The sequence below is a fragment of the Photorhabdus caribbeanensis genome (genome assembly GCF_018448885.1).
Taxonomy (GTDB): Bacteria; Pseudomonadota; Gammaproteobacteria; order Enterobacterales; family Enterobacteriaceae; genus Photorhabdus; species Photorhabdus caribbeanensis.
In genome coordinates, this window is record NZ_RCWB01000002.1 from 254,807 (window position 1) to 279,223 (window position 24,417).

General features: G+C 42.0%; 19 protein-coding genes. 10 read left to right on the forward strand and 9 right to left on the reverse strand.

Annotated elements, in window-relative coordinates:
* Positions 1 to 7 precede the first annotated feature (7 nt).
* The 7 genes from dppC to EAE90_RS03100 all read left to right on the forward strand — a co-directional run bounded on the left by dppC (position 8) and on the right by EAE90_RS03100 (position 8,466).
* Positions 8 to 907, forward strand: coding sequence for a dipeptide ABC transporter permease DppC (dppC, locus tag EAE90_RS03070; RefSeq protein WP_214052218.1), 900 nt, complete (start codon positions 8 to 10; stop codon positions 905 to 907).
* A gap of 12 nt (positions 908 to 919) precedes the next feature.
* The gene (dppD, locus tag EAE90_RS03075) at positions 920 to 1,900 is read left to right on the forward strand and encodes a dipeptide ABC transporter ATP-binding protein (protein WP_036779825.1); all 981 of its coding nucleotides are present in this window, start codon (positions 920 to 922) and stop codon (positions 1,898 to 1,900) included.
* Positions 1,897 to 2,916 carry a dipeptide ABC transporter ATP-binding subunit DppF gene (gene dppF, locus EAE90_RS03080; RefSeq protein WP_214052219.1) on the forward strand — a complete coding sequence of 340 codons (1,020 nt, stop codon included), beginning with the start codon at positions 1,897 to 1,899 and terminating at the stop codon, positions 2,914 to 2,916. The genes dppD and dppF overlap by 4 nt, the downstream gene beginning before the upstream one ends.
* Positions 2,917 to 3,245: 329 nt before the next feature.
* On the forward strand, positions 3,246 to 4,217 hold the full coding sequence (locus tag EAE90_RS03085; protein ID WP_214052220.1) for an isopenicillin N synthase family dioxygenase: 972 nt from the start codon (positions 3,246 to 3,248) through the stop codon (positions 4,215 to 4,217).
* A 33-nt stretch (positions 4,218 to 4,250) separates the two neighbouring features.
* Positions 4,251 to 4,991, forward strand: a complete 741-nt coding sequence (locus EAE90_RS03090) for a hypothetical protein (protein WP_214052221.1) — start codon at positions 4,251 to 4,253, stop codon at positions 4,989 to 4,991.
* A 176-nt stretch (positions 4,992 to 5,167) separates the two neighbouring features.
* Positions 5,168 to 6,688 (forward strand): MFS transporter, encoded by a 1,521-nt coding sequence (locus EAE90_RS03095; RefSeq protein ID WP_214052222.1) that lies wholly within the window; start codon positions 5,168 to 5,170, stop codon positions 6,686 to 6,688.
* A 134-nt stretch (positions 6,689 to 6,822) separates the two neighbouring features.
* The gene (locus EAE90_RS03100) at positions 6,823 to 8,466 is read left to right on the forward strand and encodes an OPT/YSL family transporter (RefSeq protein ID WP_339920658.1); all 1,644 of its coding nucleotides are present in this window, start codon (positions 6,823 to 6,825) and stop codon (positions 8,464 to 8,466) included.
* Here EAE90_RS03100 and EAE90_RS03105 read toward each other — a convergent pair whose 3' ends face one another.
* Positions 8,467 to 9,492, reverse strand: a complete 1,026-nt coding sequence (locus tag EAE90_RS03105) for an AraC family transcriptional regulator (RefSeq protein WP_214052223.1) — start codon at positions 9,490 to 9,492, stop codon at positions 8,467 to 8,469.
* A gap of 544 nt (positions 9,493 to 10,036) precedes the next feature.
* On the opposite strand from EAE90_RS03105, the gene EAE90_RS03110 reads away from it, so the two are divergent.
* Entirely contained in the window at positions 10,037 to 10,744 is a 708-nt protein-coding gene (locus tag EAE90_RS03110) for a HAMP domain-containing protein (RefSeq protein WP_214052254.1), read from the forward strand.
* A 179-nt stretch (positions 10,745 to 10,923) separates the two neighbouring features.
* Complete coding sequence (locus EAE90_RS03115; RefSeq protein ID WP_214052224.1) at positions 10,924 to 12,414, forward strand: insulinase family protein; 1,491 nt, start codon at positions 10,924 to 10,926, stop codon at positions 12,412 to 12,414.
* Between the two features lie 43 nt (positions 12,415 to 12,457).
* Here the strand turns inward: EAE90_RS03115 and EAE90_RS03120 are convergent, their stop codons facing one another.
* From EAE90_RS03120 to EAE90_RS03140, 5 genes are all read right to left on the reverse strand, one after another.
* Positions 12,458 to 12,664: a 2-hydroxymuconate tautomerase family protein gene (locus tag EAE90_RS03120; RefSeq protein ID WP_011144704.1), complete on the reverse strand. Its 207-nt coding sequence runs from the start codon at positions 12,662 to 12,664 to the stop codon at positions 12,458 to 12,460.
* Positions 12,665 to 12,718: 54 nt separating this feature from the next.
* Positions 12,719 to 13,711, reverse strand: a complete 993-nt coding sequence (yhjD, locus tag EAE90_RS03125; RefSeq protein ID WP_214052225.1) for an inner membrane protein YhjD — start codon at positions 13,709 to 13,711, stop codon at positions 12,719 to 12,721.
* Positions 13,712 to 13,951: 240 nt separating this feature from the next.
* Complete coding sequence (locus tag EAE90_RS03130) at positions 13,952 to 14,152, reverse strand: hypothetical protein (protein WP_214052226.1); 201 nt, start codon at positions 14,150 to 14,152, stop codon at positions 13,952 to 13,954.
* 12 nt (positions 14,153 to 14,164) lie between these two features.
* On the reverse strand, positions 14,165 to 14,554 hold the full coding sequence (locus tag EAE90_RS03135) for a cupin domain-containing protein (RefSeq protein ID WP_146110714.1): 390 nt from the start codon (positions 14,552 to 14,554) through the stop codon (positions 14,165 to 14,167).
* Complete coding sequence (locus tag EAE90_RS03140) at positions 14,554 to 14,844, reverse strand: hypothetical protein (protein ID WP_214052227.1); 291 nt, start codon at positions 14,842 to 14,844, stop codon at positions 14,554 to 14,556. The genes EAE90_RS03135 and EAE90_RS03140 overlap by 1 nt, the downstream gene beginning before the upstream one ends.
* Before the next feature lie 219 nt (positions 14,845 to 15,063).
* On the opposite strand from EAE90_RS03140, the gene EAE90_RS03145 reads away from it, so the two are divergent.
* Positions 15,064 to 15,537 (forward strand): hypothetical protein, encoded by a 474-nt coding sequence (locus EAE90_RS03145; RefSeq protein ID WP_214052228.1) that lies wholly within the window; start codon positions 15,064 to 15,066, stop codon positions 15,535 to 15,537.
* 809 nt (positions 15,538 to 16,346) lie between these two features.
* On the opposite strand, the gene EAE90_RS03150 is transcribed toward EAE90_RS03145, so the two are convergent.
* The 3 genes from EAE90_RS03150 to EAE90_RS03160 form a co-directional block, all read right to left on the reverse strand.
* Positions 16,347 to 20,789 (reverse strand): hemagglutinin repeat-containing protein, encoded by a 4,443-nt coding sequence (locus tag EAE90_RS03150; RefSeq protein ID WP_214052229.1) that lies wholly within the window; start codon positions 20,787 to 20,789, stop codon positions 16,347 to 16,349.
* 65 nt (positions 20,790 to 20,854) lie between these two features.
* Positions 20,855 to 22,522, reverse strand: a complete 1,668-nt coding sequence (locus tag EAE90_RS03155) for a ShlB/FhaC/HecB family hemolysin secretion/activation protein (RefSeq protein ID WP_214052230.1) — start codon at positions 22,520 to 22,522, stop codon at positions 20,855 to 20,857.
* Positions 22,523 to 23,191: 669 nt separating this feature from the next.
* A complete protein-coding gene (locus EAE90_RS03160) occupies positions 23,192 to 23,782 on the reverse strand; it encodes an inclusion body family protein (RefSeq protein WP_214052231.1) in 591 nt (196 codons plus the stop codon).
* Positions 23,783 to 24,417 lie beyond the last annotated feature (635 nt).

Genomic DNA, 24,417 nt, shown 5'->3' on the forward strand with positions numbered 1-24,417 from the left:
GCACATTATGTCTCAAGTGACTGAGCCTGCAAACAGTGCGCCTAAGATTATGACGCCGATGCAGGAGTTCTGGTATTACTTTAAGCGCAATAAAGGGGCCGTGGTCGGCCTGGTTTATATTGTGCTGATGTTATTAGTCGCTCTGTTAGCGGGAGTGCTTGCCCCACACGGTGCGGCTGAACAGTTCCGCGATTCTTTGCTGACGCCGCCGGTATGGCAGGAAGGGGGAAGTTGGCAGTTTATTCTGGGTACTGATGATGTTGGGCGTGATTTACTTTCGCGTTTGATGTACGGCGCTCGGCTTTCATTGTTGGTAGGTTGTCTGGTGGTGGTGCTATCCCTGTTGATGGGGGTTGTTCTGGGGGTGCTGGCGGGTTATTTCGGTGGTGTGGTGGATATTATCATCATGCGTATCGTTGATATTATGCTGGCATTGCCAAGCCTGTTGCTGGCTTTGGTGCTCGTGGCGATCTTTGGGCCATCCATTGTCAATGCTTCGTTAGCGTTGACCTTTGTCTCTCTGCCGCATTACATCCGTTTAACTCGTGCGGCGGTATTAGTCGAAGTTAACCGCGACTATGTGACGGCCTCGCAGGTGGCGGGGGCGGGTTCCATGCGTCAGATGTTTATCAATATCTTGCCTAACTGTCTGGCGCCGCTGATTGTGCAGGCTTCTCTGGGTTTTTCTAATGCCATTCTTGATATGGCTGCTTTGGGTTTTCTGGGGATGGGTGCGCAGCCACCCACACCGGAATGGGGAACAATGCTGTCTGATGTATTGCAGTTTGCACAAAGTGCCTGGTGGGTAGTGACGTTCCCAGGGGTGGCGATTCTGCTGACAGTGTTGGCGTTTAACCTGATGGGTGACGGTTTGCGTGATGCGCTTGATCCTAAACTCAAGCAGTAATGAGGTGGCGAAATGGCACTATTAAATGTAGAAAAATTATCGGTTCACTTCGGTGACGAAGAGGCGCCGTTCCGCGCCGTTGACCGTATCAGTTACCGAGTTGAGCAAGGGCAGGTTGTCGGGATTGTCGGAGAGTCTGGCTCAGGTAAATCGGTCAGTTCATTGGCTGTGATGGGATTGATTGATTATCCTGGCAAGGTAATGGCTGACAAGCTGGAATTTAACCAGCGTGATTTGACCAAAATTTCCGAGCAAGAACGCCGCCAACTGGTTGGTGCGGAAGTGGCAATGATCTTCCAAGATCCGATGACCAGCTTGAATCCCTGTTATACCGTTGGGTTTCAGATTATGGAAGCGCTGAAAGTGCATCAAGGCGGCAATCGCCGTACCCGACGCCAGCGAGCGATTGATCTGTTGACCTTGGTTGGTATCCCTGATCCTGCATCACGTCTGGATGTGTATCCGCATCAATTATCCGGTGGTATGAGCCAACGGGTGATGATCGCAATGGCGATTGCCTGTCGGCCCAAGTTATTGATTGCTGATGAACCAACAACCGCTTTGGATGTCACCATTCAGGCGCAGGTTATTGAACTGTTGTTGGAGTTGCAACAGCGGGAGAATATGGCGCTGATATTAATCACCCATGACCTGGCGTTGGTTGCAGAGGCTGCTCATCATATTATTGTGATGTATGCCGGACAGGTGGTGGAATCCGCCAAGGCATCGGAGATCTTCCGGGCGCCACGTCATCCGTATACTCAGGCGTTGCTCCGGGCATTACCTGAATTTGCCACGGATAAATCCCGTCTTGCCTCTTTACCGGGAGTTGTGCCGGGGAAATATGACCGGCCTATCGGGTGTTTACTGAATCCACGTTGTCCCTATGCAAATGACCATTGTCGTCAGGTGGAACCGGAATTAAGAACGGTAGGGGAACGTCAGGTGAAATGCCATATACCGTTGGATGATGCGGGGAGGCCGACAGTATGAGTGAATCTATTTATCAGGCGCAGGAGATATCAACGGCGCCGTTATTAAAAGCGACAGATCTGAAAAAATATTACCCAATCAAAGGGGGACTCTTTTCGCCAGCTAGAACGGTAAAAGCGCTGGATGGCATCTCTTTCGAACTGGAAAAGGGAAAAACGCTGGCAGTTGTGGGTGAATCGGGGTGTGGTAAGTCCACGCTGGGGCGATTGTTGACGATGATTGAAAAACCAACCGATGGTGAGCTTTATTATCAGGGACAAGATCTGCTGGTGCCAAATAAAGACGCTGAAAAACTGCGTCGTCAGAAAATCCAGATTGTGTTTCAAAATCCTTATGGTTCACTTAATCCGCGTAAGAAAGTTGGTCAGATTCTGGAGGAGCCTCTGCGGATCAACACCGAGTTGAGCGCACAGGAGCGTAAAGAAAAAGTGTTGCAGATGATGGAAAAAGTGGGGCTAAAAACTGAACACTACAGCCGCTATCCGCACATGTTCTCTGGTGGTCAACGCCAACGGATTGCGATTGCTCGTGGTCTGATGTTGGACCCGGATGTGGTGATTGCGGATGAACCGGTTTCCGCATTGGATGTCTCGGTGCGGGCACAGGTGTTGAATTTGATGATGGACTTACAACAAGAGTTGGGGCTCTCTTATGTCTTTATTTCCCACGACTTATCGGTGGTTGAACATATCGCTGATGAAGTGATGGTGATGTACCTCGGTCGTTGTGTGGAAAAAGGCAGTAAAGAGATGATTTTCAGTAACCCACGTCACCCCTATACACAGGCGTTATTATCAGCAACGCCAAGGCTGAATCCTGAATTACGTCGTGAACGGATAAAATTGACAGGTGAATTGCCAAGCCCGATGAATCCACCTCCCGGTTGTGCATTTGCAGCGCGTTGCCGCCGGGCGCTTAGCGTTTGTACTCAGCTTCAGCCAAAACTGAATCAATATGGTAATCAACTGATCGCTTGTTTTGCGGTTGATCAGGATGAAAATGTTGCAGTGGAATAATTGGTTAAGCTAATAACTTTTAAGGATGGTGGGTAGGTTGAGCCATCCTTATTTTCTTTCTGATTTCCCCCTTTCAAACCCGAGTTGCGGCAACTTACTTAAAAAGAGTGAGTTAAAAGAGATAAAAAAAATCGTCTATTTGGCAATGATAAACCTGCTGTTACAAATGTCATTCAGCAACTTATTCATTACACGTATAAAAATCCCTTATGGGATGAAATATCCATTTTCTGGGACGGAATGCTTACCCTGTAAATATTCTTATGATTTATATTCTAAAGGAGAGAATTCATCATTATTTGACATTGAGTCATCAGGGAGAGTCATGTATGAAAAGTTTTGAGAAAATACCTCACATTGACCTTGCACCAATATTTGCCCATACAGATACGGGATTATTGTCAGTCGCTGAGCAAGTTCGCCAAATATATACAAATGTGGGATTTGCTTACCTGATTAATCACGGCATATCAGAAGATTTAGTACAAGCCACTTTTCAGGCAGCAAGAGATTTCCACAATTTACCACTGAATAAAAAATTAAAAATTCGTCAAAATAAGTTCTTTCGGGGTTATATGCCGAGGAGTACATCTCGATTTGAATTATCTACTTTGGAAAAAGCAAACAAGCCTAATCAAAGTGAGGCATTTATTATTGCTAATGAAGTATTGGAGGAAAGTGAAGATTTTAAACTAGAACAAAACTTAGCTGGCCCAAATCAATGGCCTGAAGATATGCCGGAGTTTAAGGAGACGATCACAACATACTATAAATCTATGCAGGCTTTGGCTAAACGGATGGTACAAGTTTTTGCAATGGCGTTCGGCCTAAGCCCCGATGCATTAGATAATTATTTCAGGGAACCGACTATTTTCTTGAGGCTTCAATATTACCCGGAACAGCCAGATATCATTCCTGAAGACCAGTATGGCATTGCCCCGCATACGGATTATGGATTTTTGACCTTATTAGCACAAGATACGATTGGGGGACTGCAAGTCAAAAATCAAGAGGGAGAATGGATTGATGTTCCACCTGAACCGGGTTCTTTTATCCTAAATAGCGGAGATATGATCAAATGGATGACTAACGATAACTTTATTTCTACTCCCCACCGGGTAATAAATCGCTCTGGAAAGAAACGATATGCTATTCCTTTCTTTTTTGAGCCAAGTATGCACGCTCAAATAGCTCCATTAGATATATTTCAGGATGCGGATAATCCGGCAAGGTATCCTCATATTGAGTATGCAGATCATCTTATGACGAGAATAAAATCAAATTACAGTATTGGTGCTTAGGGAATAATAAAGCTTCAATTTGGAGGCAAGAATATGGCTAGTTACACATTCTTTTCAAAAGCTGCATTCAATTTTGATAAAGAAAAAACGGCCTTGTTGGGTAGCAAGGTTATCTTACTTATCAGTGTCGGCCAAAAATATCACGAAGGCGATAAACTCGCAGCAACCATTGATTTAATTAATAGGAGTGGGTTTTCTTCATGTACAATTGCAGTAGCTGATACCTTACAGCGGCATAATTATTTGGGAATGAGTTGTGAAGCCGCCTATCGTTTTACATATGAATTGGGTACTTCCTGGATCGCTCGAAATTCTGAAGTTCTCGCTGCACTCTCGATTCCCAACAATATTCTCCGCTGGGATGAGGCCCTAAACGATATATCATATTTGGCATTTCGAGAAGATATAGAAGAATTATATGCCAATGATCTTGCCTATAAAGAGGCGATTAACGAAACCATAGGCATATTCACTGATCGAATGGTAAAGCGGGAGCCAAGTATTGATACCGCTCAGGCATTTATAAGCTGTTTAAATTATCTTATGGAAGAATGTCCCATAATCATGCCGATTTGGGCAGCTAAAGGTTACGATTTTGTCATCTACCCACAACCAATGACTGCGGCTATGAATGCTACACGCGAGCGTTTCGTTGTTGAAAAATATCCTGGAAAAGAACGCTGGTTATCTCTACGCTTTAAGAAGCGGTCTATGCCAAATTTTCTTAATAATACATTCCTTCAGGAAGACGCGATTCATTGTATGGTGGAATAAATCAAAAAGACATGAAATATCAGTAACCTGATAGATATGAAATAACTAAGGAAGATAAGGTCATAGTCTGTCGTTCCAAGAAATTCCCGGCACATGTTAAGCCAATATTCGAGCTTGTTTCAATAAGGTTCCGGGAATTTTTTAGATGAGCTACTGAACACAGTGGAGGCTATTTGATGATTTTTTTCTCAGAGAATCACAGAAAGTGGTGGGTTTTGACGGGGGTGAGTATTGCGAGCTTTCTTGGTTGTATTGACTTTACTATCGTCAATACGGCCTTGCCCGCAATAAGAGCTGATCTTCATGCTACAGTGGCTGAACTCCAGTGGATTATCAATATTTTTCTCTTGGCGCTATCGGCTTTCATGGTTGTGATGGGGCGTATGGCGGATCTCTATGGTCGTCGACGGGTACTCTACCTTGGCGCCATATGCTTTGGGCTCGCATCACTCGGTGCTGGGCTCGTTACCAATATAAACTGGCTTATCGCTTTTCGATTTGCTCAGGGAGTATCTTGCGCAATCTTATACACCGCCTCTGGCGCCATAGTTTCTAATGCTTTCCCTGAGGAGGAGCGTGGAAAAGGTATCGGTTTGCTCTTTGGGGTTAATGGACTTGGGCTGGCAATCGGTCCAGTAATAGGAGGAATCATTGTTAGCACTCTGGGTTGGCGTTGGATTTTCCTGATAAACGTTCCATTAATTGTCTTAAGCCTATTAATCTGTACGGTTAGCGTCACAGAATCTAAGAATAAGGAACAAGGGACGACGTTAGACTGGGGGGGATTGATTTTTCTGATCACCGGTCTGTCGGCCTGCATTGTTGTACTCAGCTTAGGTAGTGAGTGGGGATGGTTGTCATTCTCTACGCTAGGTCTTTTAATAATGTCAGTCGTCGCGTTGGTCATATTTTATCATATTGAACAACGGGTCTCTGCGCCGATCCTTCAACTCCATCTGTTTAAAAACCGGACTTTCATTGGTGCGGCTATAGCCAATGCGGCACTGGCCTTTTTTTACTGTCTGGCTTTTTTCCTGATGCCTCTGTACCTACACACGATAAAAGATCTTGAAGGATATCAGATAGGTATGATGTTGCTTCCTACTACGGCGATGGTTGCTCTTCTTTCACCGATTGTTGGTCGGCTTACTGACCGAATGGGAGTCAAAATAATACTTGTCAGCGGCTTCTTATTTTTTGCTATTTCAGCATTCCTTCAAACACTCTTTTCCGAATACAGCAGTCTATTCAGTATTGCTATTGCGTTTACGCTTATGGGTATTGGTTGGGCTTGTGTGTTGGGGCCATCTACAGTGGCTGCGCTGTCATCTGTACCGGAACGTATGGGAGCGGTTGCTATGGGGTCATCGTGGACGGTGCATAATATTGGCGGGGCGGTAGGTCTTGCCTTTGGTCTGCTACTTTATCAGCAAGTTGCTACCAGCAGCTTGTTACTCAAATTAGGTGCGTTTGGCGTGGCGCCTGGTCAATGGGTGGAGAAAGTTATCGCTGAACCTGGAGGTGCTCTTTCAGCTTTGCATCAGCATGCTGGTCTTGACCTTGCAGATGCGCTAAATGTTTTTCATACGTTCTTTATTGAGGGATACCGTGCGGCAATGTGGCTGTTGCTAGCCATCTCCCTTTCAGTTTTGTGTGTCCTTTCGATGACATTGAAACGACAACAGTCGAAACAATAGGCATTACAGGAAGATGCCACGTTGTTCGGCAGCTATCTGCAATAGATTTAAAAATCGGTCTAAATCGAAAATAGATGATGAAACAACAGAGAGACAGTGACTACTACTAACTTTGAAAATTAGGGGAGAACACCGTGGGGACAGAATCAAGCCACCAGCGTATGACGAATATCTCATCACCTCATCCACGGGCGTTTTCTCCATTAATGTTAGTTGTATTGATTCTGGTAAGTTCTCTCGGATCAATAATTGGTATCCAAACACTTGTCACTCTGGGTGTCACACCAAGCACATCTATAATTGGTGCTCTGGTTGCTATGGCTATTGCACGGCTCCCAATCTATCAATTCACGCTTTTCCGTTCTGTTCATGCACAAAATTTAGTGCAAACCAGTATGTCCTCTGCCACTTTTGGGGCAGCTATCAGCCTTCTCGCCCCGCTTGGTATCGCGTACGTCATGGAGATGCCTGAACTCATTATGCCGATACTGGTAGGGGTAAGTTTGGCTATGTTGTGGGATGCTTTCCTGCTATATCGTATGTTTGATTCCCCGGTATTTCCAGCATCAGGCGCTTGGCCTCTTGGGATGGCTACCGCTGAGGTGATCAAAACCACTGATCGAGGAGGTTATCGAACGATCACATTAATCTGTGGGGTGATAAGTGGGTTTATCGGCAGTCTTTTAGGTTTGCCAATGTCGGCTGCCGGTATTGCTTTTATCGGGGGCTTTGCGGCTATGCTGTCATTCGCGGCTGGACTGCTATTGGCTCCCTGTCTCTATATTGTGTTTGCATTGGATATCAGTACCCTGAGAATGCCTGAAGGGATTTTGGTTGGTGCTGGTATGGTGGCAGCTTTGCAAATTGGTCTTTCCATGTACAAGCGGAAGAAGAGACACATCACTATCCCCGCCGGTGGTCATCAACATCAGATTGATCAGCTTGGTACCTCATCTTTTCGGGCTTTACTCGGTCTCGGTAGTTTGGGCTATCTACTTTTGGCTATGATACTTGCTTTAGGGACAGGGCTATTTGAACAACTTAGTTTACCTATGTTGATTGGATTCGTTGTATTTGGCACGATCTCAGCGCTACTTCACGAGCTCATCGTGGGAATCGCAGCCATGAATACCGGGTGGATGCCGGCGTTTGGTGTAGCGCTACTCTCATTAGTCATTGGTATCTGGATCGGCTTTCCAGTAAAGGCTTTAGTCGTATTAACCGCATTTACATCGGCAACTGGGCCTGCATTTGCTGATATGGGCTACGACCTTAAAGCAGGATACATATTGAGAGGTGATAATCGTGATCCCATATTTGAGCAAAGAGGGCGGCGAGAACAAATGATCGCAGGCATGTTAGGTTTTGGCATAGCGATTTTAGCTGTTCTACTGACCTGGCAGGATTTATTCGCTCGTAACCTGTTTGCCCCCGTCAATTTGGCTTATGCTGCGGCGATTAAAACAAGTATAGATCAAAGCAACTTAATGACTTTCACCGGCTGGGTAATACTGGGCGCGCTACTACAAGTTATTGGCGGCGCTCGGGGCCAATTAGGTATCATGCTTGCAACAGGGCTATTGATAGCTAAACCTACGGTTGGTTGGATGGTTCTCCTTGGGTTGATTTGTCGTTTATGGGTAAAACGAAAGTATCGCAACCACCCTTCCCACGGACTGGAGTCTTTCGCGGGCGGGATGATTGCAGGAGATGCTCTTTGTAGCATAATGTTGAGCACCCATTCACCCGCGGTCGGGCAGAGCACAGACAAACATTAATCAACGAGATCGTAGCCAAAAATCGCCACTAGGCTGCAAGACAGATGAATCTTCATCGGTAGGAAGAACGATTCTTTTCGTTTCGCTTGGAGAATAGCTAAATTTCCTCTTATAGGCACGCGCAAATTGAACCGGGCTACTGAACCCATACTGATAAGCCAAGTCAGCAATACGTTGACGTGGAGTGATTTGGGAACTCAGAATTGAATGCACTTTAGATAAACGTCGTGAACAAATGTAATTTGCTACACCGCCTACCGTTTCGAAGAGCCGGTATAAATGACTCCTGGAAATGCCGATTTGTTCACAAATCTGGTTAACGTTTAGTTTATTTGAATTAAGATTTTGATCAATATAGTGTCTGATCCTGTTGAATAAAGTCGTATCAATTGCAGTTTGTGCCTGAATAATATTATCTGGGGTGGCAGAAAGCGTTGCATTCAGGAAGCCCAAAGTAGCTTGCATAACCTGTGGCATATCGTTCTTCGGCAAGTGGGGAGTATGTAGAAATAGTGCTTTAATATGTTCTGCAAAAAGCTGTCCCAGGCTGTGATTTAAAACTGCCCCGTGGAAATTAGCCGTTGTTGCTGGGAGAAGATCACGAGGAACCATCAACATGATGACCTCACCTTCGGCGATGCTCAAATCATATGGTTGGCCTAAATCGATAACAGCCAATTGTGAAGGCTTTATCTTAGCTTGGTGGCTAGCATCATTATAAATCCACGAATCAGAAAGACTAAGGCGAAAATAATAGTGGTCAAGATTGTCCTTGCGGATCTTGTCTAATGAACGATAAGCAAAGTCATTGATTGTATTCTCGCGCTTGCTAAGGAAACGCCAACGTCCGAGCATCAACTCCCCTATATGCATTCCACAGAAATTAGCATCTAAGATAATAATTTCACGCATTTTTAGCGAAATATTATGATGCTGATGCTTTTCTCGCCAAGCATCAAACCGCTCAGCTTTAGAATAGGAGAGTGCTGAAAAACGATAGGGGTATAAATCTTCAAGATCACTCATACACACCATCCTTTCACACAAGGTTAATAGTGTCATGTTGAGGGGGCAGGACATACAGTGAATTACTGTGGTTAATATATGCTTCTCCGAAACTGGTGCATACAATAGAATATAGTATAAATTTAAACTTTCATTACGTTTTGCTTAATGATGTCGTGTATACAGTGAGTTAAATCACGGCAACATAACTATTAGGAACGTGTCTTGGGCAGAATAAGTAAAGGTGGATCGCTAGGAAAAACAAGTAGCTTGGCTTGATACTTTTCTTCGTGTAATGCTAAAAGGGTGACTAATTTAAGCTTCTGATTGGTGGCTTGATTTCATCAGCGTTACACATTGTGGTCAAATCAGGCGATTTTAAATAGGAAAATTGAATATTTATATGTTTTTCTAATAGTTACAGATAACCACCAAAGGTAATTATTTTAGGAAAATAACGACTTGGATAAGTGAAACAGGATCGTTGGCGATAAAATCAAGTATACTCAATTCCATTGATCACGTGTTATAACTGCGATATCCACAGGCATTGGTTTAAGTGAAAATGAAATTGCGCGTCAAACGTTCGTTAACCATTAAACAGATGGCCGCAGTGACCGGCGTCACGCTAGTGACCATTGCTATTTTTATTACGATTCAATTGTGTCATTTTATACAGCAACGTAAAGATGATTATATCAGCCAGCTTAATAATGCGGCAGTTCAGGTACAGGCGCCTTTAACGGAAGCACTACTTAATTCTGATCTTGGTAAAGCAAAAGAGTTGCTGATAGGGTTGCGTACTGTAGGGATTTTAGGGCGGGCAGATGTGGTATTACCGGAGGATATCCGGGTGATACGATTGAGCTTTGCTACCCATCGTCCAATCCCCGAACTGGCTAAGCGTGTTTTTGGTATCCCTGTGGAAGTGAGTATTCCTCTTCATGTTTATGGTTCAGTATCGACAGATACTAAACCGCTAGGGCATCTGATTTTGCAAGTGGATTCCAACCGAGTATACCGTTTTGCTATTAATACGTTGGCACTGATGCTGACAACTTATTTATTACTGGCCCTTATCCTTACGGTGTCGATAAGCTGGTGTATTAACCGGATTATTGTGCACCCATTACGTGACATTGCACGGGATCTTAATAACGATCAACCATCAGAGCCAATGGCTTGCCCTAAATACCATCAGGACGATGAATTAGGTATGCTGATCAGAGGATATAATCGTCAATTTGATAAGCATAAACCTCCGTCATCATGAAACCATCCGTGGCGGTTTGAGGTCTAATCCTCAGTTATAATCCTGACAGGATTTCGTCGGCTAAAATTCAGGTTTTTGCTTTTTCTACCGTTATTATTGGTCGAAGGGAACATATTCTGTCATCAATTGGTTAAACCTTCGAAGGCTAAAACCAAGGATAGACATCTATAGGGGTTCACATGCAGGGTACGAAAATTCGTTATTTTATTGGTGGGATAATGCTGGCAATTGCGGGCCAGACGCAGGCAGAAGCCTTGCAGCCTGACCCTGCCTGGAAACAGGGTAAACTGGAAAACGGTTTTAACTGGCAAATTTTGCAGACGCCACAACGTCCTAACGACAGAATACAGTTGCGCCTTGTCGTGAAAACAGGGTCACTGGCGGAGAAAACCCAGCAAGCAGGTTATACTTGGTTGATTCCGAAAGTCGTGCTCTTTAGTAGCAAAAGTTTATCTTCCACCAAATTAGACCAGTTATGGAACAGTGCTATTGATCCAAAATACCCACTGCCTCCAGCTATTGTTTCATATGATTTCACACTTTATAGCTTGAGCTTGCCACATAATCGGCCGGAACTACTAAAAGACGCATTGAACTGGTTGGCTGATGCCGCGGGCAAAGCGGTATTTACACCTGAGACACTACAACATGCCATGAAAATGGCTGATACATCCGTTGCAACCTATCCGCCAGATATACAAGATCCTGTGTGGCGTAGACGCTTGAAAGGTTCAACGCTGTTAGGGCATGATCCGGCGCAAAACGCGCATCAACCTATTGATTTGGAAAAGCTTAAACAGTTTTACCGGCAGTGGTATACCCCTGACATGATGACATTATATGTTGCGGGCCATGTGGATAGCCGTACTCTGCCGGAAAATATCAACCAAGCATTTTCATCATTGAAAGGTAAACGTCATACTCCGGCCACTATTGCAGCGTTGTCGCCAATGAAACCGGAGACCATAGGGATTATCAGCGATAAAAAGAAAGAAGATACTTTATCCTTGATTTGGGATCTCAATTGGCAGCCGATTAATGATTCGTATGTGCTTAATCACTATTGGATCAGTGATATTACCCGCGAGGCGCTTTATCGCTATCTGCAACTTGGGCTAGAAAGAAAAAATGATAAAGCGTTGAAATTGGGCTTGGATTGTAAAGTCCAGTATCATCGTGCGAGTTGCGCCCTGAATCTCAACACGACAGCCGGTAATCTAAAACCGGCAATGGAATATCTGGCGGCTGAGTTGGCCACGCTGCGCGATAAAGGATTGCCGAAGGGGCAATTTGATGAGCTATATACGCAAAAGCAAGCTCAACTTAGCCAGTTATTTGCCATGTATGGTCATACCAGCACGGATATTTTGATTAATCAGCGCCTTTTGTCCCAACAGAGCAATGTGGTGGATATCGCCCCTGAGCAGTATCAGCGTTTGAGACAAGCATTTTTAGCTTCCTTGACCCCAGAAATGCTTAATCGTGAGTTGAAGCAAATCCTGTCACAAGAGGTGGCATTTATTCTGATTCAACCGAAAGGGGAAGCGGAAATGGATGTCGACCAGTTAAGAAACAGCTTTAATCAGATTATGTCGCTGACACCACATGAGGATAAGGTTGATATTCCGGCACAACCGCCGATACCTAAGCCTGAGGCAAAAGCGTCTTAAAGCGACAAAAAGGGCGGACAAGACCGCCCTTCATCATTGGAGACTACTTTTTAGCCTCAGCTCTAAGTTCAGTCACATTCTTACCGCCGATTCCCCAATTATCCGTATCGACTTCATCAATAATGACAAAAGTTGTCGCTGGATTTTTTCCTAATACATCGGCCAGTAACTGAGTGGCACCTTCAATTAATTGCTTCTTTTGTTCTGCTGTAGCACCTTCACGAGTAATTCTGATATTAACAAACGGCATAAACAGCTCCTTTTCATTGGGTTATTATTAGCAGATCGCTCTGCCAGGGCATATTTATTCGGTATTTTTATAATTATTATCCGCGGTAGCTATCCAGGCAGCGCAGAATAGCGTTAAACGGGCAAAAAGATAGAAAAATGTCATCAGGCCGATAACAGAACCAAATGCGGCGCCAGAAGGGGAATTGGCGAGGCGCGGCAATGTCATGGTCATAATATACTTGATCACTTCAAAACCTATCGCTGCCATCAATGTTCCTTTCAATAGCGCTTTGCGTTCTGGCTGGTGGCGAGGCAGCACCCAAAATAGCCATAGGAAAAGCAGATAATTAGCTGAAATAGAAATGGCTAATCCAATCAAGAACCAGGATGGACGCAGCCATTCAATGCCATCTAACCCTAACATATTGACGATGGTTGCTTGGGCGGAGCCTGCGATAGAGGTCAATGATAGCGTGATGACCAGCGCTAATAATAGTCCAATCAGAGAAATAGAATCACGAAGATATTTAAAATAGATTTTCTCATTATCTTCCTGATTTCTTACCCAAACAGGGTGGAATTGGGCAAGAATGGCCTGACGTAAATTACTGACCCAATTCACACCGGAATAGAGCGCAATTGCCAAACCGGTTAATCCCACGGTAGTTCGTTGTTTAATTGCTGTATCGACACTATTTTTCAGCGTATTGGCAAGAGTTGGATCACTAATACTGTTGGCGATGCCGTTAATCAGTTTTGCCAGCAAATCGGGATTAGAGGCCAGAATAAAACCGGCAATGGCGAAAGAGAGCATCAGAATGGGAATAAGTGATAAGAAGGAAAAATACGTTATTGCGGCGCCAAACTGATTACCCATCCGATCATTAAAACGCAGCGTTGCACGGATAAAATGGGCAATAATGGGAATATTGCGGATATAATTTCCTACTCTGACCGTCAGAGAAATCGCTTTTTTACCGTGGCGAATTCCCTTCTCCAAAGGTGTTCTGGACAAGCGTTTCGGCTGATGTTGGGTTGTTTCCTGTTTTTCTGTACGCTTTGGCATGTATAGCCTCAATGACGTTAAATAACCTACTATCTTATAATGCCACTGTAAGAAAATTATTAACAATTCTTCATATACCGGTACTTAAGTATTAAGACGTTGAATAAAGACTTTTTTCGAAGTTGAGGTTTTGCGAGCCAAATTTGTAGATGCAGATAGACGCTAATTTATAGCTGGTCTGAATTGTTCTTAATACAAAGGGGCTGAACTGATAGGCGCTTAGCTAACTGCTGGCTGAATTCACGGGCTGCCCAAGGAATATAGACGAGGATTCACATACCCGCCAAGCGGTTCCCACAACGCAATGCGCTTGTCGGAAAAGCAGTGACGTTGCACCGTTGCTTCTCTGACACCGGGTGTTGTAGCTTCTAGTAGCAAGATTTTCAGTGGTAATTTACTGCACCAAAATGCCAATGCACTACCAGCCAGCCCTTCCTCCACGATAATGAAGTCTCATTGTGAAGCCATGTCTTCCCCTCTGTTGTGGATGCTGTTGCCCCCAATAGGACCAAAGAAAATCACCCATGTTCTAAAATCTTTACTGAACGACTCAAAGCGATGATCAACATAAGCGGGAACAAACAGAAAATCTCCAGCAGAGAAATTGACATAAGTTTCTCCCCGACGGAAAACACCATGACCAGAACTGACGATATAAATTTCGTCCCTATCATGTGGTGTTTGAGTATCGACTTCGACGGGAGAAAATAATTCAACAGAGAGTTGCCCCCTTTCAAACAGCACAGCAAAAGGTTGTGGTAGGCTAGGAAGGTAGGTTGCTGTTTCAGACTCATTAATATGCAAAATATCGTCAGGAATATTTGTATTGGATACTACACTCATTATGCATTGCTCCTGGTATTCAAAATAGGCAGATTGTTCTTTGAAATTAGCCCCCATTTTAGTCTCTGTAACTCCCCTTGTGATGAAAGGGGCGGTTCACTATAAGGGGTCTGCCAGCGTTGCTGATGTAAATGCATTATTAATGCTTTTCCTTGCAGATGTGGATTGTGCTGCCAACTATCGCATAGAGCCAGAATAGCCAGATAACTAGTAAAGAAATAAGCTCCCCGTTGTCTTTTCGATAGCGAGAAATCCCTGTTAACTAGCTGATATTGAGTATGATCCAGCATATCGCCGCAGTCTTCATATGATGTTCCATCAACGCTGACCTAATTTCATCCAATCATAAAGAAAACACAAAGTAAATAGCTTGTATTGTATTAAAATGGTAAAACTTTCTATTCTGTGACTTATGTGGATAAAGTCCATTTCGTCCCGTTTGATTGATGCATAGGGGCGATATCAACCATTGGAATAACAAATTAGCGTTTATTTATCAGGAGACAAATATGGGTCAGTGGCGATCACGATTTAACGGTAAAATAATATTACTATCGGTAGTTGTATTATCATTTTCAATATCTGCTATTGCCGCAGGGCCTGATTGTTCAGATATAAATGGATGGGCAACGCAGCTTACTGCGAATAGTTTGAATGACTTTGGTATTGATAGAAATAATATTGATTTCGATAAAACGCAAACATCATTAATTCTTTCTGAGAGATTAAATAAAAGTGAAGTGGCTATTATTCTACAACGTGAAATAGCTAAGGCTGAAAGGGAAAAAATACTGAATGATAAACATGAGTTTGATGATATTTATTTATCTCAGCCGATTTATAGGCAAATGTATCATGTAACATTTACCAACAAATCTAGGGATAAACTCAGTTTCATAACAACGACTTTAGCTTCAGATGATGAATGTTCTATCGGTATAGAAAATATTTATCAAATTTCAAAGGAAATAAAATCATATTGATGCTAACTTTATTTAAAAGCCGCTTTCATTGTGGCGGCTTATTATCTAACAATTTAAAGTATAAAGCGTACTTGTATTGAGTTAATATCCCCTATTCATGCATAGTGAGTAAATAAGATTCCAAAATAGCGCTACATCTTATTCTACCAATAATTCTATGTATAACAATAGCTTGAAGAAGGCCGTGTGTAGTAGAATTATGAAACGTTATTTACTCTCTGATTAAATATTTTCATGATTAGGTATATTGATATACTGATAATCATCAGTGAAAACACGTTTAATGAAAAATTATATATAATAATGCTGGATAAATATGAAATTGATATCCACATTAATATTGAAGCAGCTATTAAGATAATTGAAGTTAATACCTTACGTGAAGTTTTTATTTTTTCGTTAGCGTAATTAAAACTCTCTGATTGATATCTGCTTATCAATATATTAAACTCTCTACTTATCTTAACAGACATACTTATTAATGTAATGACTAGCATTATTGCCATCGCGTAATCCACATATCTAAGCAATGGATTATTGAACTTAAATACGATCATAAAAATAATATATGCAGTGAATATATTTGAACAAATAGTTTCCTTTCTAAATATTCTCTCTATTCCAGTCTGTGACTTATAGTATTTTTTAAGTTCTAAATTTCGCTTGTAAATTCTAAACACAATTATATTTCCAAGTTATATATTAATTTTTCGATATTATGAAAAAGCATTAATATTGTCAATGAGTATTTAGATATACGTAGCAATAAAAAGATCCTTCATTTGAAGGATCTTTTATAAAAGAACAAATTAATCAGATTTACGATTAATTATTTCGCCATTAGTTGTACTAGCTTCGGTTTCATTACTATACGTTTTCACCAAAGGTATTTTGCCGGACAATACACCTTCCTGAACTGCTTTAACAATTCCGCTAACAGAATCAGGTAATGCAACGTTACCGCCTTTACTATTGTCATAGCTAGTAACAGATTGTTGTTCCACATTTTGGGTATTAAGAATGACATTACCTTTCTCGCTGCCAATTTGCCCGCCAATAAGATGAGTATTTCCTTTTACATCTAAATTAACCCCTTGATTACCGGAAATAGCCGATTGTTCGCCGACATTTTCTCGATCTTTAATATCGACATTGCTTTTAAGTTTACCTGTAACCCCATTAATACCTTTAATATTATTAAGACTATCAAACGCAGAGGTTAATCTTTCCTGCCATCCTTTCGGTTGTGGCTCTTCGGTTGGATTTTTAGATAGATCATCTTTCAATACCTCATCTTTCGACACATCGTCTTTAGACGGATCATCCTTAGTTGTTTCGTCTTTAGGGATATCGTCACTTTTTACTTTGGATTCTTTAGTGTAATTCACGCCAGCATCAACACCGACATTTAACCCATGTTCAGTATCCTTACGGCTTTCAACTCGTAGATCACCACCAATACTGCCTGTTACCTGATCCGCTTCTATTCGTGCTCCGGCAACTGTCGTATCCCCGCCGCTGTTGATGACGACATTTTCACCTTTGATATGGCTATTACGTTGGGTTGTTGCTTGCAGGCGATCAATCCCTACTTTGACTTCCCCGCCAAAGTTCTGTTTTGTGGTAGTGGTTGTACTGTCATCTTCCGCTTTCTTAATCGAACTTGCATTACCTCCACTGCCTTTCAGGTTAAATTCCCAACCATCGTTGTTAATGCGATCCTGAGCGGATACCAGTTCAACATTACCTTGTTTAGCATTCAGGTCGATTTGCTTGCCGGTCACTTCTGCACCTTTCAACGTCAAGTTATTGCCCGCGCTTAGATTGATGCCTTGCTTACCGCCAATTTCACTGACCTGAGCTGTGGTACTGCTTTTGCTATCTATGTTGTAGCCGCCGCCAAGACCGATATGAACATTCTTACCCTCTGGCGAGTTCCCCCCTTTAGCAGATGCTTCTCCGTGATAACCGGTTGCTGTTTTCGTCATGCTATTGGTGGCATTATCAAAACGGATATCACCTTTAGCATCTATATTAGCTTTGCCAGAGCCAGCATTCAGAGATGTGCCTTGATATTCAGCATCCCTTTCGGCGCGAATATTAATGTCATCCGCGGCGGTAATCCGGCTGGTTACTGCTTCGGTTGTCGTGGTATGGCTGCTTTGTGTGCCGCCTTTACCTTTACCATTGCCGGAAATATCTTCACCGGTGGTGGTATAAACACGTAAGTCAGCATTGCCGCGGGTTTCACTGTGGCTGCTTTCGTGGTGATTCTGTGCTGCTTCACTGTTATGGCTACCGGCAGTCAGTGTAACGTTACCTTTATCAGCACGATATTGAGTGCCCTGATCATACAGTTCGCCATTGGTTCGGATAACAACATTGCTGGCTTGAACAGAGGTTACAACTGCTTCTGACTTTTTATCTGTGGTCTGGCTGCTACCGCCGTTGGCGGCAATATCTGCTCCGAAATTGGGTGTGCCTTTTTTGGTTAAAGTACCATCCAGCGCAGATTTACCGGGTTCTTTGACTACTTTCTCAATTGGGCGGGTGACTGCGCTATAATCGACATTGACGCCAATATCCGCGCCGACCTGTAGCTTGTGGTTGGCATTTGATGTCGTATTCGATACGGCCAGATTGCTGATTTTGCCTGCCTCAGCGGTATAAGTGCCATTGACTTCATGCTTCGTCCCTTCCTGAACCAATTCACCGTTGGTTTTAATGTTCAAATTACCTGCGATTTGAGAGCCGGAAACAACGGCGGTCGTACTGGTATGATTGTTGTTGTTACCTTCATAACTACCATGAATACCGGAACCGACTTTATCGATTCCTCCAGTAAGATAGGCGCCAACGTATTTTTTACTCTGAGATTTCTCTTCGGATTTTTTATTATCTGCGGCTAATAGATGAACATTCGCGCCAGTGATCTTAGCATCACCTGTAGTCGTCACCAGATTGGAGCCACGCAGGGTAACATCTTTATCAGCATCGATAGTAATGCTACCTCCACTCAACGTAGAAGCTTGCTGTGTTATCGTCTGATTTTTTTGACTGTTACTGGTATGTTCAATGCCTATGCCGGCACGATACTGTTTATCCCCTTTTGATTGGAAGTGGCTTTGCGGATACAGAGAAGTGCTTTGTTTATCAACTTGTTTCTGTTCGCCATGAGAGAGCACGTTGATATTACCGGATGTCTTCAGGCTAAGCGCGCCAGTACTTTGCACCTGACTGCCAATAATATGGATATCTTCATCACCGAGTAATTTGAGATCCGCTTCTGAAACCAACTCGCTGCCATGAGATTTCTGTTGCTGGCTATTGGTTCTTTTTGAGCTGTTAGTGATATTGAGTACTGTGCCTGTTCGCTCATCGATTTTTTGATTGATATGACTGACCGCATTATCGATGGTTACTTCACCACTATTAGCATGTACAAAGGCACCTTGAGTCGCTTTTACTTTACTGCCGGTAATCGCTATACCTTCATGACCTGATAGCAATAAACGCCCATTGGCCGTCAGTTCAGACGCATGGCTGGTTTCTTTCAACTCACTATTGTCTTTATTCTTGCCGCCGCCGATACCGCCCCAGTACCTTTTATCATCACGTACAGCAGCGCTGTTAGCCGTTTTCTGAACATCGATTTTCAGTTGTTTACCGGCTTCCAGTGTCAGATTTTGACCTGCATGGACTTTCGCCCCCAAAATCTCGGCGTGATCTCCTGCTTTAATATCAAGATTACTACCTGCTTGTAATTCACTGGCAATCAAGCGCTCGGTCTGTTTACTCTCTTCCCAATTTCCGGTCTGCAATTTAGCCGTTTGATTTTTTTTATAACCTTTTTCTGATGATGCTTCTATTTCAGTTAAACCGGCAATCTGCACATCCTTTTTCGCGGTAATAGCCAGCTTATCGTTGGCATTTATTTGGCTGCCGCGGATCTTAACATCACCTTCAATGGCATTTAAATTCACATTCTGCCGGGCGGTTATCGTATTCCCTGCCTGATGCAGTTTTTCACTTTCCCGAGTCACCTCATTACGCCGGGAATAACTCCATTGGTTATCAATACTTTTAGTGGATTGCTTGAACTGCTGCCCATCTAAAGTCAGATTAGCGCCACTCAGATTAACATCATCACCCACAATATCCGTGGCTGCAATTCGGGTATTATTGTTGGCGACCAATGAGATATTTTTGCCTGCTAGTTGAGTGCGGGCAAGTGACTGGCTACTTTTACTCTCATTGGTATAAGAACCGCTGAAATAGCTTTGGTAATTATTGCTGCCATCACGACTATACGCTGATTCGCTGACTTTACCTTTTACCTCAATATCATTACCTGTGAGCGCAATATTTCCGCCTTGCAGGCGTACCGCTTCTAAATTGAGATTGCCGTGGGAATTAACCATAATCTCATCACTAGCAGTGAGAGAACCTTGCAAATTAACTCCACTACCTTTTGCGGTATTAAGTAGACGGATACGACCGGCTTGCATACTACCGAGATAATAGCTATCCAGCACACCGGTTAATTCTTGCTGAGAATCAATGATTTCTCCTGTGGATGAAGTTTTATTTTCACCACTGATCGCATTAATCTCTTTTTGAGCGGTGACTGGGCCTCGGCTGTCAATTTTGGGTGCGATAAGATCAAGGATCGCATTGGCGATTAAACCGTCCGATTTAATTTTCAGGCTATTCTGATTATTAAACATACTAAAACCTTGCAAATCACCTTGTTCTACCAATGGATTACCCACAACCAGAGAAGCGCGGTTAGTATTGATAAAACCACATCCATTACAGGTGATGCCGTTTGGGTTTGCCAGTACATAATCTGCTGCTATGCCAAACACCTCCTGTTGACCTAATAACAGGGAAGGGTTCCTGCTGATAACTTCATTCAGAATCAGACTAGCGGCTTGACCATTTAAATTAGGGTTAGCGGCGAGCTGACCGGCTAATTGTGATTGCCCCTCTTCCAGCGCGTTATTTAGCACGACGCCCATCTGACCGACGTTGTAATCCAGATATTGGTTATGCGACAGCCCGGAAGAAGAGGGCGTCACGATATTCACAACCGTTGCTTTACCTTCGGTCGCGAAAATATCGGGATGGTGTGCTGGATCGCCGCCGCCAACGATTTCACTGGCAAAACTGGTAGAACAAGAGACAAGAATGATTGCCATAGAAGCGGCAAGCTTGCCGGTAGGAGATAACCTGAATTTTTTATTTTTCATACATTAAGTCTCTATATATTTAGTTATATTACTGTGTGTACAGCGTTGGGTACTGCTTAAAACCATCAAAAGGCGTAAGAAAAACGGACTAGCACCTGAATGGGTTCATCAGATGCTTGGCGATTAGAAAATAACTTTCCTCGACTAGTTTCTATATCGAATACCATGCGCTGATATTTCAGCGTGACGCCAGAACTGATTCCGGCACTGCTTTGCCAGCCTTGTGGGCTGCGATATCCCTGAACCCGGCCGGCATCAATGCCGATACGCAGTGATAATGTGCTGTTGGCGAGGGGAAATGTCCGAGACAGCGTATTTTGCAGATACCAGCCGTTATCCCCGGATAGCGTATTTTTGCTAAATCCCCGGACAGCATTCCGATCAGTGATATTTAGCCATTCGACGCCGGGCAGACCTCGCCGGTTGTATTGTCCATAAAACAGGTTATTGAGCTGATAAGGCGAGTTGAACAGCATAAAACGTTGATGCAGATTGACCATCAACTTGCCTTTGGTGAACTGTTTATCGAGATAAGAAGTTCCGGTTTGTGCTCCAAACCAAGGCAAACCTTGCTCAACACTCAGATTGAGCGTAATTAATCCGGTTGGAATGATATGTAAATGATTAACGCCGAGCTCAAAGACACTCAATGTTTGGCTACTGACGCTAATCTTGGCATCATCGATGTAATTATTATAATTCTTATAAGTTAATTGCCCGCTGACACTATTAATCTGAGATTGATTACGATAGAAGGCAAAATCGGAACGCATGCCGATTTGTTGTGTATCACCATAAATCTTTATCGTTCTTATTTGTAAATGGGGGCGGCTGGCATATTGGGAATAACTACCAAACCCACTGAATGTTGCGGCTCCATAGGGCACTGAATAAAGCAGAGTATAAGCACGGCTGTACCGGTTTGATGGGCTATCTAACGTACTGCTGGCATTCAGACTGATGAAATCGGATAAACCAAATGGACTATCAAAACTGGCATTGGTGCGGACCAGCCATTTTCCAGTGCTCTTTTGCCCATAATTATCGATTTTGATATTCAATAACCAAGGCTTACTGCGCTGATTATGCAATTTAATCACCGAACCGCCACTCACCGTTCCCGGTAAAATATCCAGGGTGGTTTTATTGGACTGTAGTCGGTTAGCCTGATCTAAACCTTGATCCAGTTGCGTGATATTGAGCGGTTGTTTTTCCAGACCGGGAAATAACATACTACTATTTACCCAGCGATCACCGCCTTCGATTTTTTCAATAAACCCTTCGATAACATTTATCCCTAACTCTCCATCGATATTAGGCGCAATAAACTGAATACGGGCGGTGATATAGCCTTTACTGAGATAAAGATGAGTCAGTTCGTGGCTGAGCCGATTGATATCATGACTGCTGATACACGCTGGGGACAAAGCGCTGAGCGTACTTAAATCCCGAATCGAAAGCAGGGATATCCCTTTAAGGTAAACACCGGTTAACGGCAAACATTGCTTAGATTCCGGCAATACTGGCGCAGCAGTTGGCTCAGGAACGGTATTAGCCTGCTGCTTTAATTGCTGATATCGGCGTTGTTCTATCAGTTGGTTAATTTCCCTGGAACTATCTTGCAGAGTCCTTCTAGCCTCAGTCATTGGCAGATTATCATTTATCTCTGCCGGTGAAGCGATTATCTGAAAGGAAATACAACCCAATACTAAAATAGATATTCTTTTTATCATTCATTCACCGATAAGGAGGATATTTTATGCCATAAAACCTAAATATAGGGTGATAGCCCGATAGTAATGGCATGCGTATTGGCTAATTTATTCGTTATTAAAGCACACTCCTGGTTATATCTTGCTCTGATTAACGAGTGGCGTTTCTTTTATATCTCGATTTTCTATTAGAAATTTTAATTAGTTGGTTATTCAGATAATAATGAGTTAATAAGAGCTATGATTTTATGGCTTATTAATGAATTAACTTAAGTGGAATAAGTAACAGGTAGTGTTTTTTTAAATAATAGCGTGGATTGTACTAGGAAGATTTTTAAAGAAAGGAAAGCTTAATCTAATCGAGTAATAATAAACTAAATTTTAATTCACCGTTTTTTTAGCTTGATAGACGATAATGCCAGATGTAATAATTCCTGTAAGTTATTTTAGCTAAAGAAATAAATAATAGAGAGAAAGTCATTTGAACCGATAACAGAATAATTGTCGGAAGATTGTTGAATTTATGGAGGGGAATAGAATTTACCTGGAAGTTAGAAGATTTTCTTTATAAGGAAATAATATTATTATATAAGCTATTATTTATGATGGGTATTTAAGTAAAGTGAAAAATAAAAATACTGGAAAACTATTTAAATAATTTTCCAGTAGAAAATGACAACACACAGATGATTAGTTATTAGTTACTTCAACATATGGATCATATCGATAATAGCCCAAGAGTTTTTTACCATCATAAGCAGCAAAGAACCATGTATATTGTTCTACACCTGGTCTATGAGCTATTGCTTGGAAATAACTGTCTTGAGATTCAACAAAAATTACCTTAGGTTCATCCTCATTTGCATTAATCCCTGAAGGGACCATTGGAACTTTTTTGCCTATAGGGTTCTGTGACCATATTTGTGATGGGACAGAGATGACATCTTCTCCTTTACTAAGCTTTTTGAATTTATACAGTATAATTGTATAGTCGAAATTATTAGATACCGTTGTCGCTCTCCATCTAATATTTGCATTAATGGGAACAGTTACACGGGCGCCAGATGAACTCGCCACTTTTAATCCAAACTCTGGAGTATAATTAGCTATATATACATGCTGACGGATAATTGTTGGCTCTGTAGGGTCCAGAGAACTTTTAAGATTATTAGTGCGAAGATATTCAATTATCGACTCAATATCAATAACAAAGGTAACATCAGCTGTAACAGAGTTCCTGGCTGTAACAGTATCATCTTTACCCTGAATGATTTCACTCATTATAACACCTCTTTACATATTTAAATAATTTATTAGTAATCGAAAGATTATTTTGTTTACTCATTATTATTCTAATAACTTTCTTTTTATATGATTAACTATTAAAGTTGAAACAGCTACTGGTATAAATAATAGTTTATATGGGAAAATTACTCATATATTTATCAGGTGTTACTTTTTATAGTGCAATATTTTAGCTAATTTATTGTTGTGAAAAATAAAACATAAAATTTTAGGTTAAAATATTAAGTAATCACTTATGTTGATTTGAAAATAGTTTAATATTCTTCGTATGACTATAATATGTTTTTATATGTGTAATTTTCTCTGATTATTAAAATTTCAATCCTATTGATATAATTTCTTTTGTTTATTAGTGATACATTGTGGCTTATCAAATCTTGCTTATGTATAACAGTAAATAATTATTTTCTTTATTAAGTGTAAATTTTGCTACTATAATAAATATTAGGATTCACTATCAATATTCTTAATTTTCAAGAGGACATTGGAAGATTATTAAATTTATGTAGGGTAATAAAGCTTACTTATATGTTGGAATATTTTTTTATAAATTAATAATATCATTTAATTTTATTATTATATGAGTTGATGTCTGTTATAGATATTTAGTG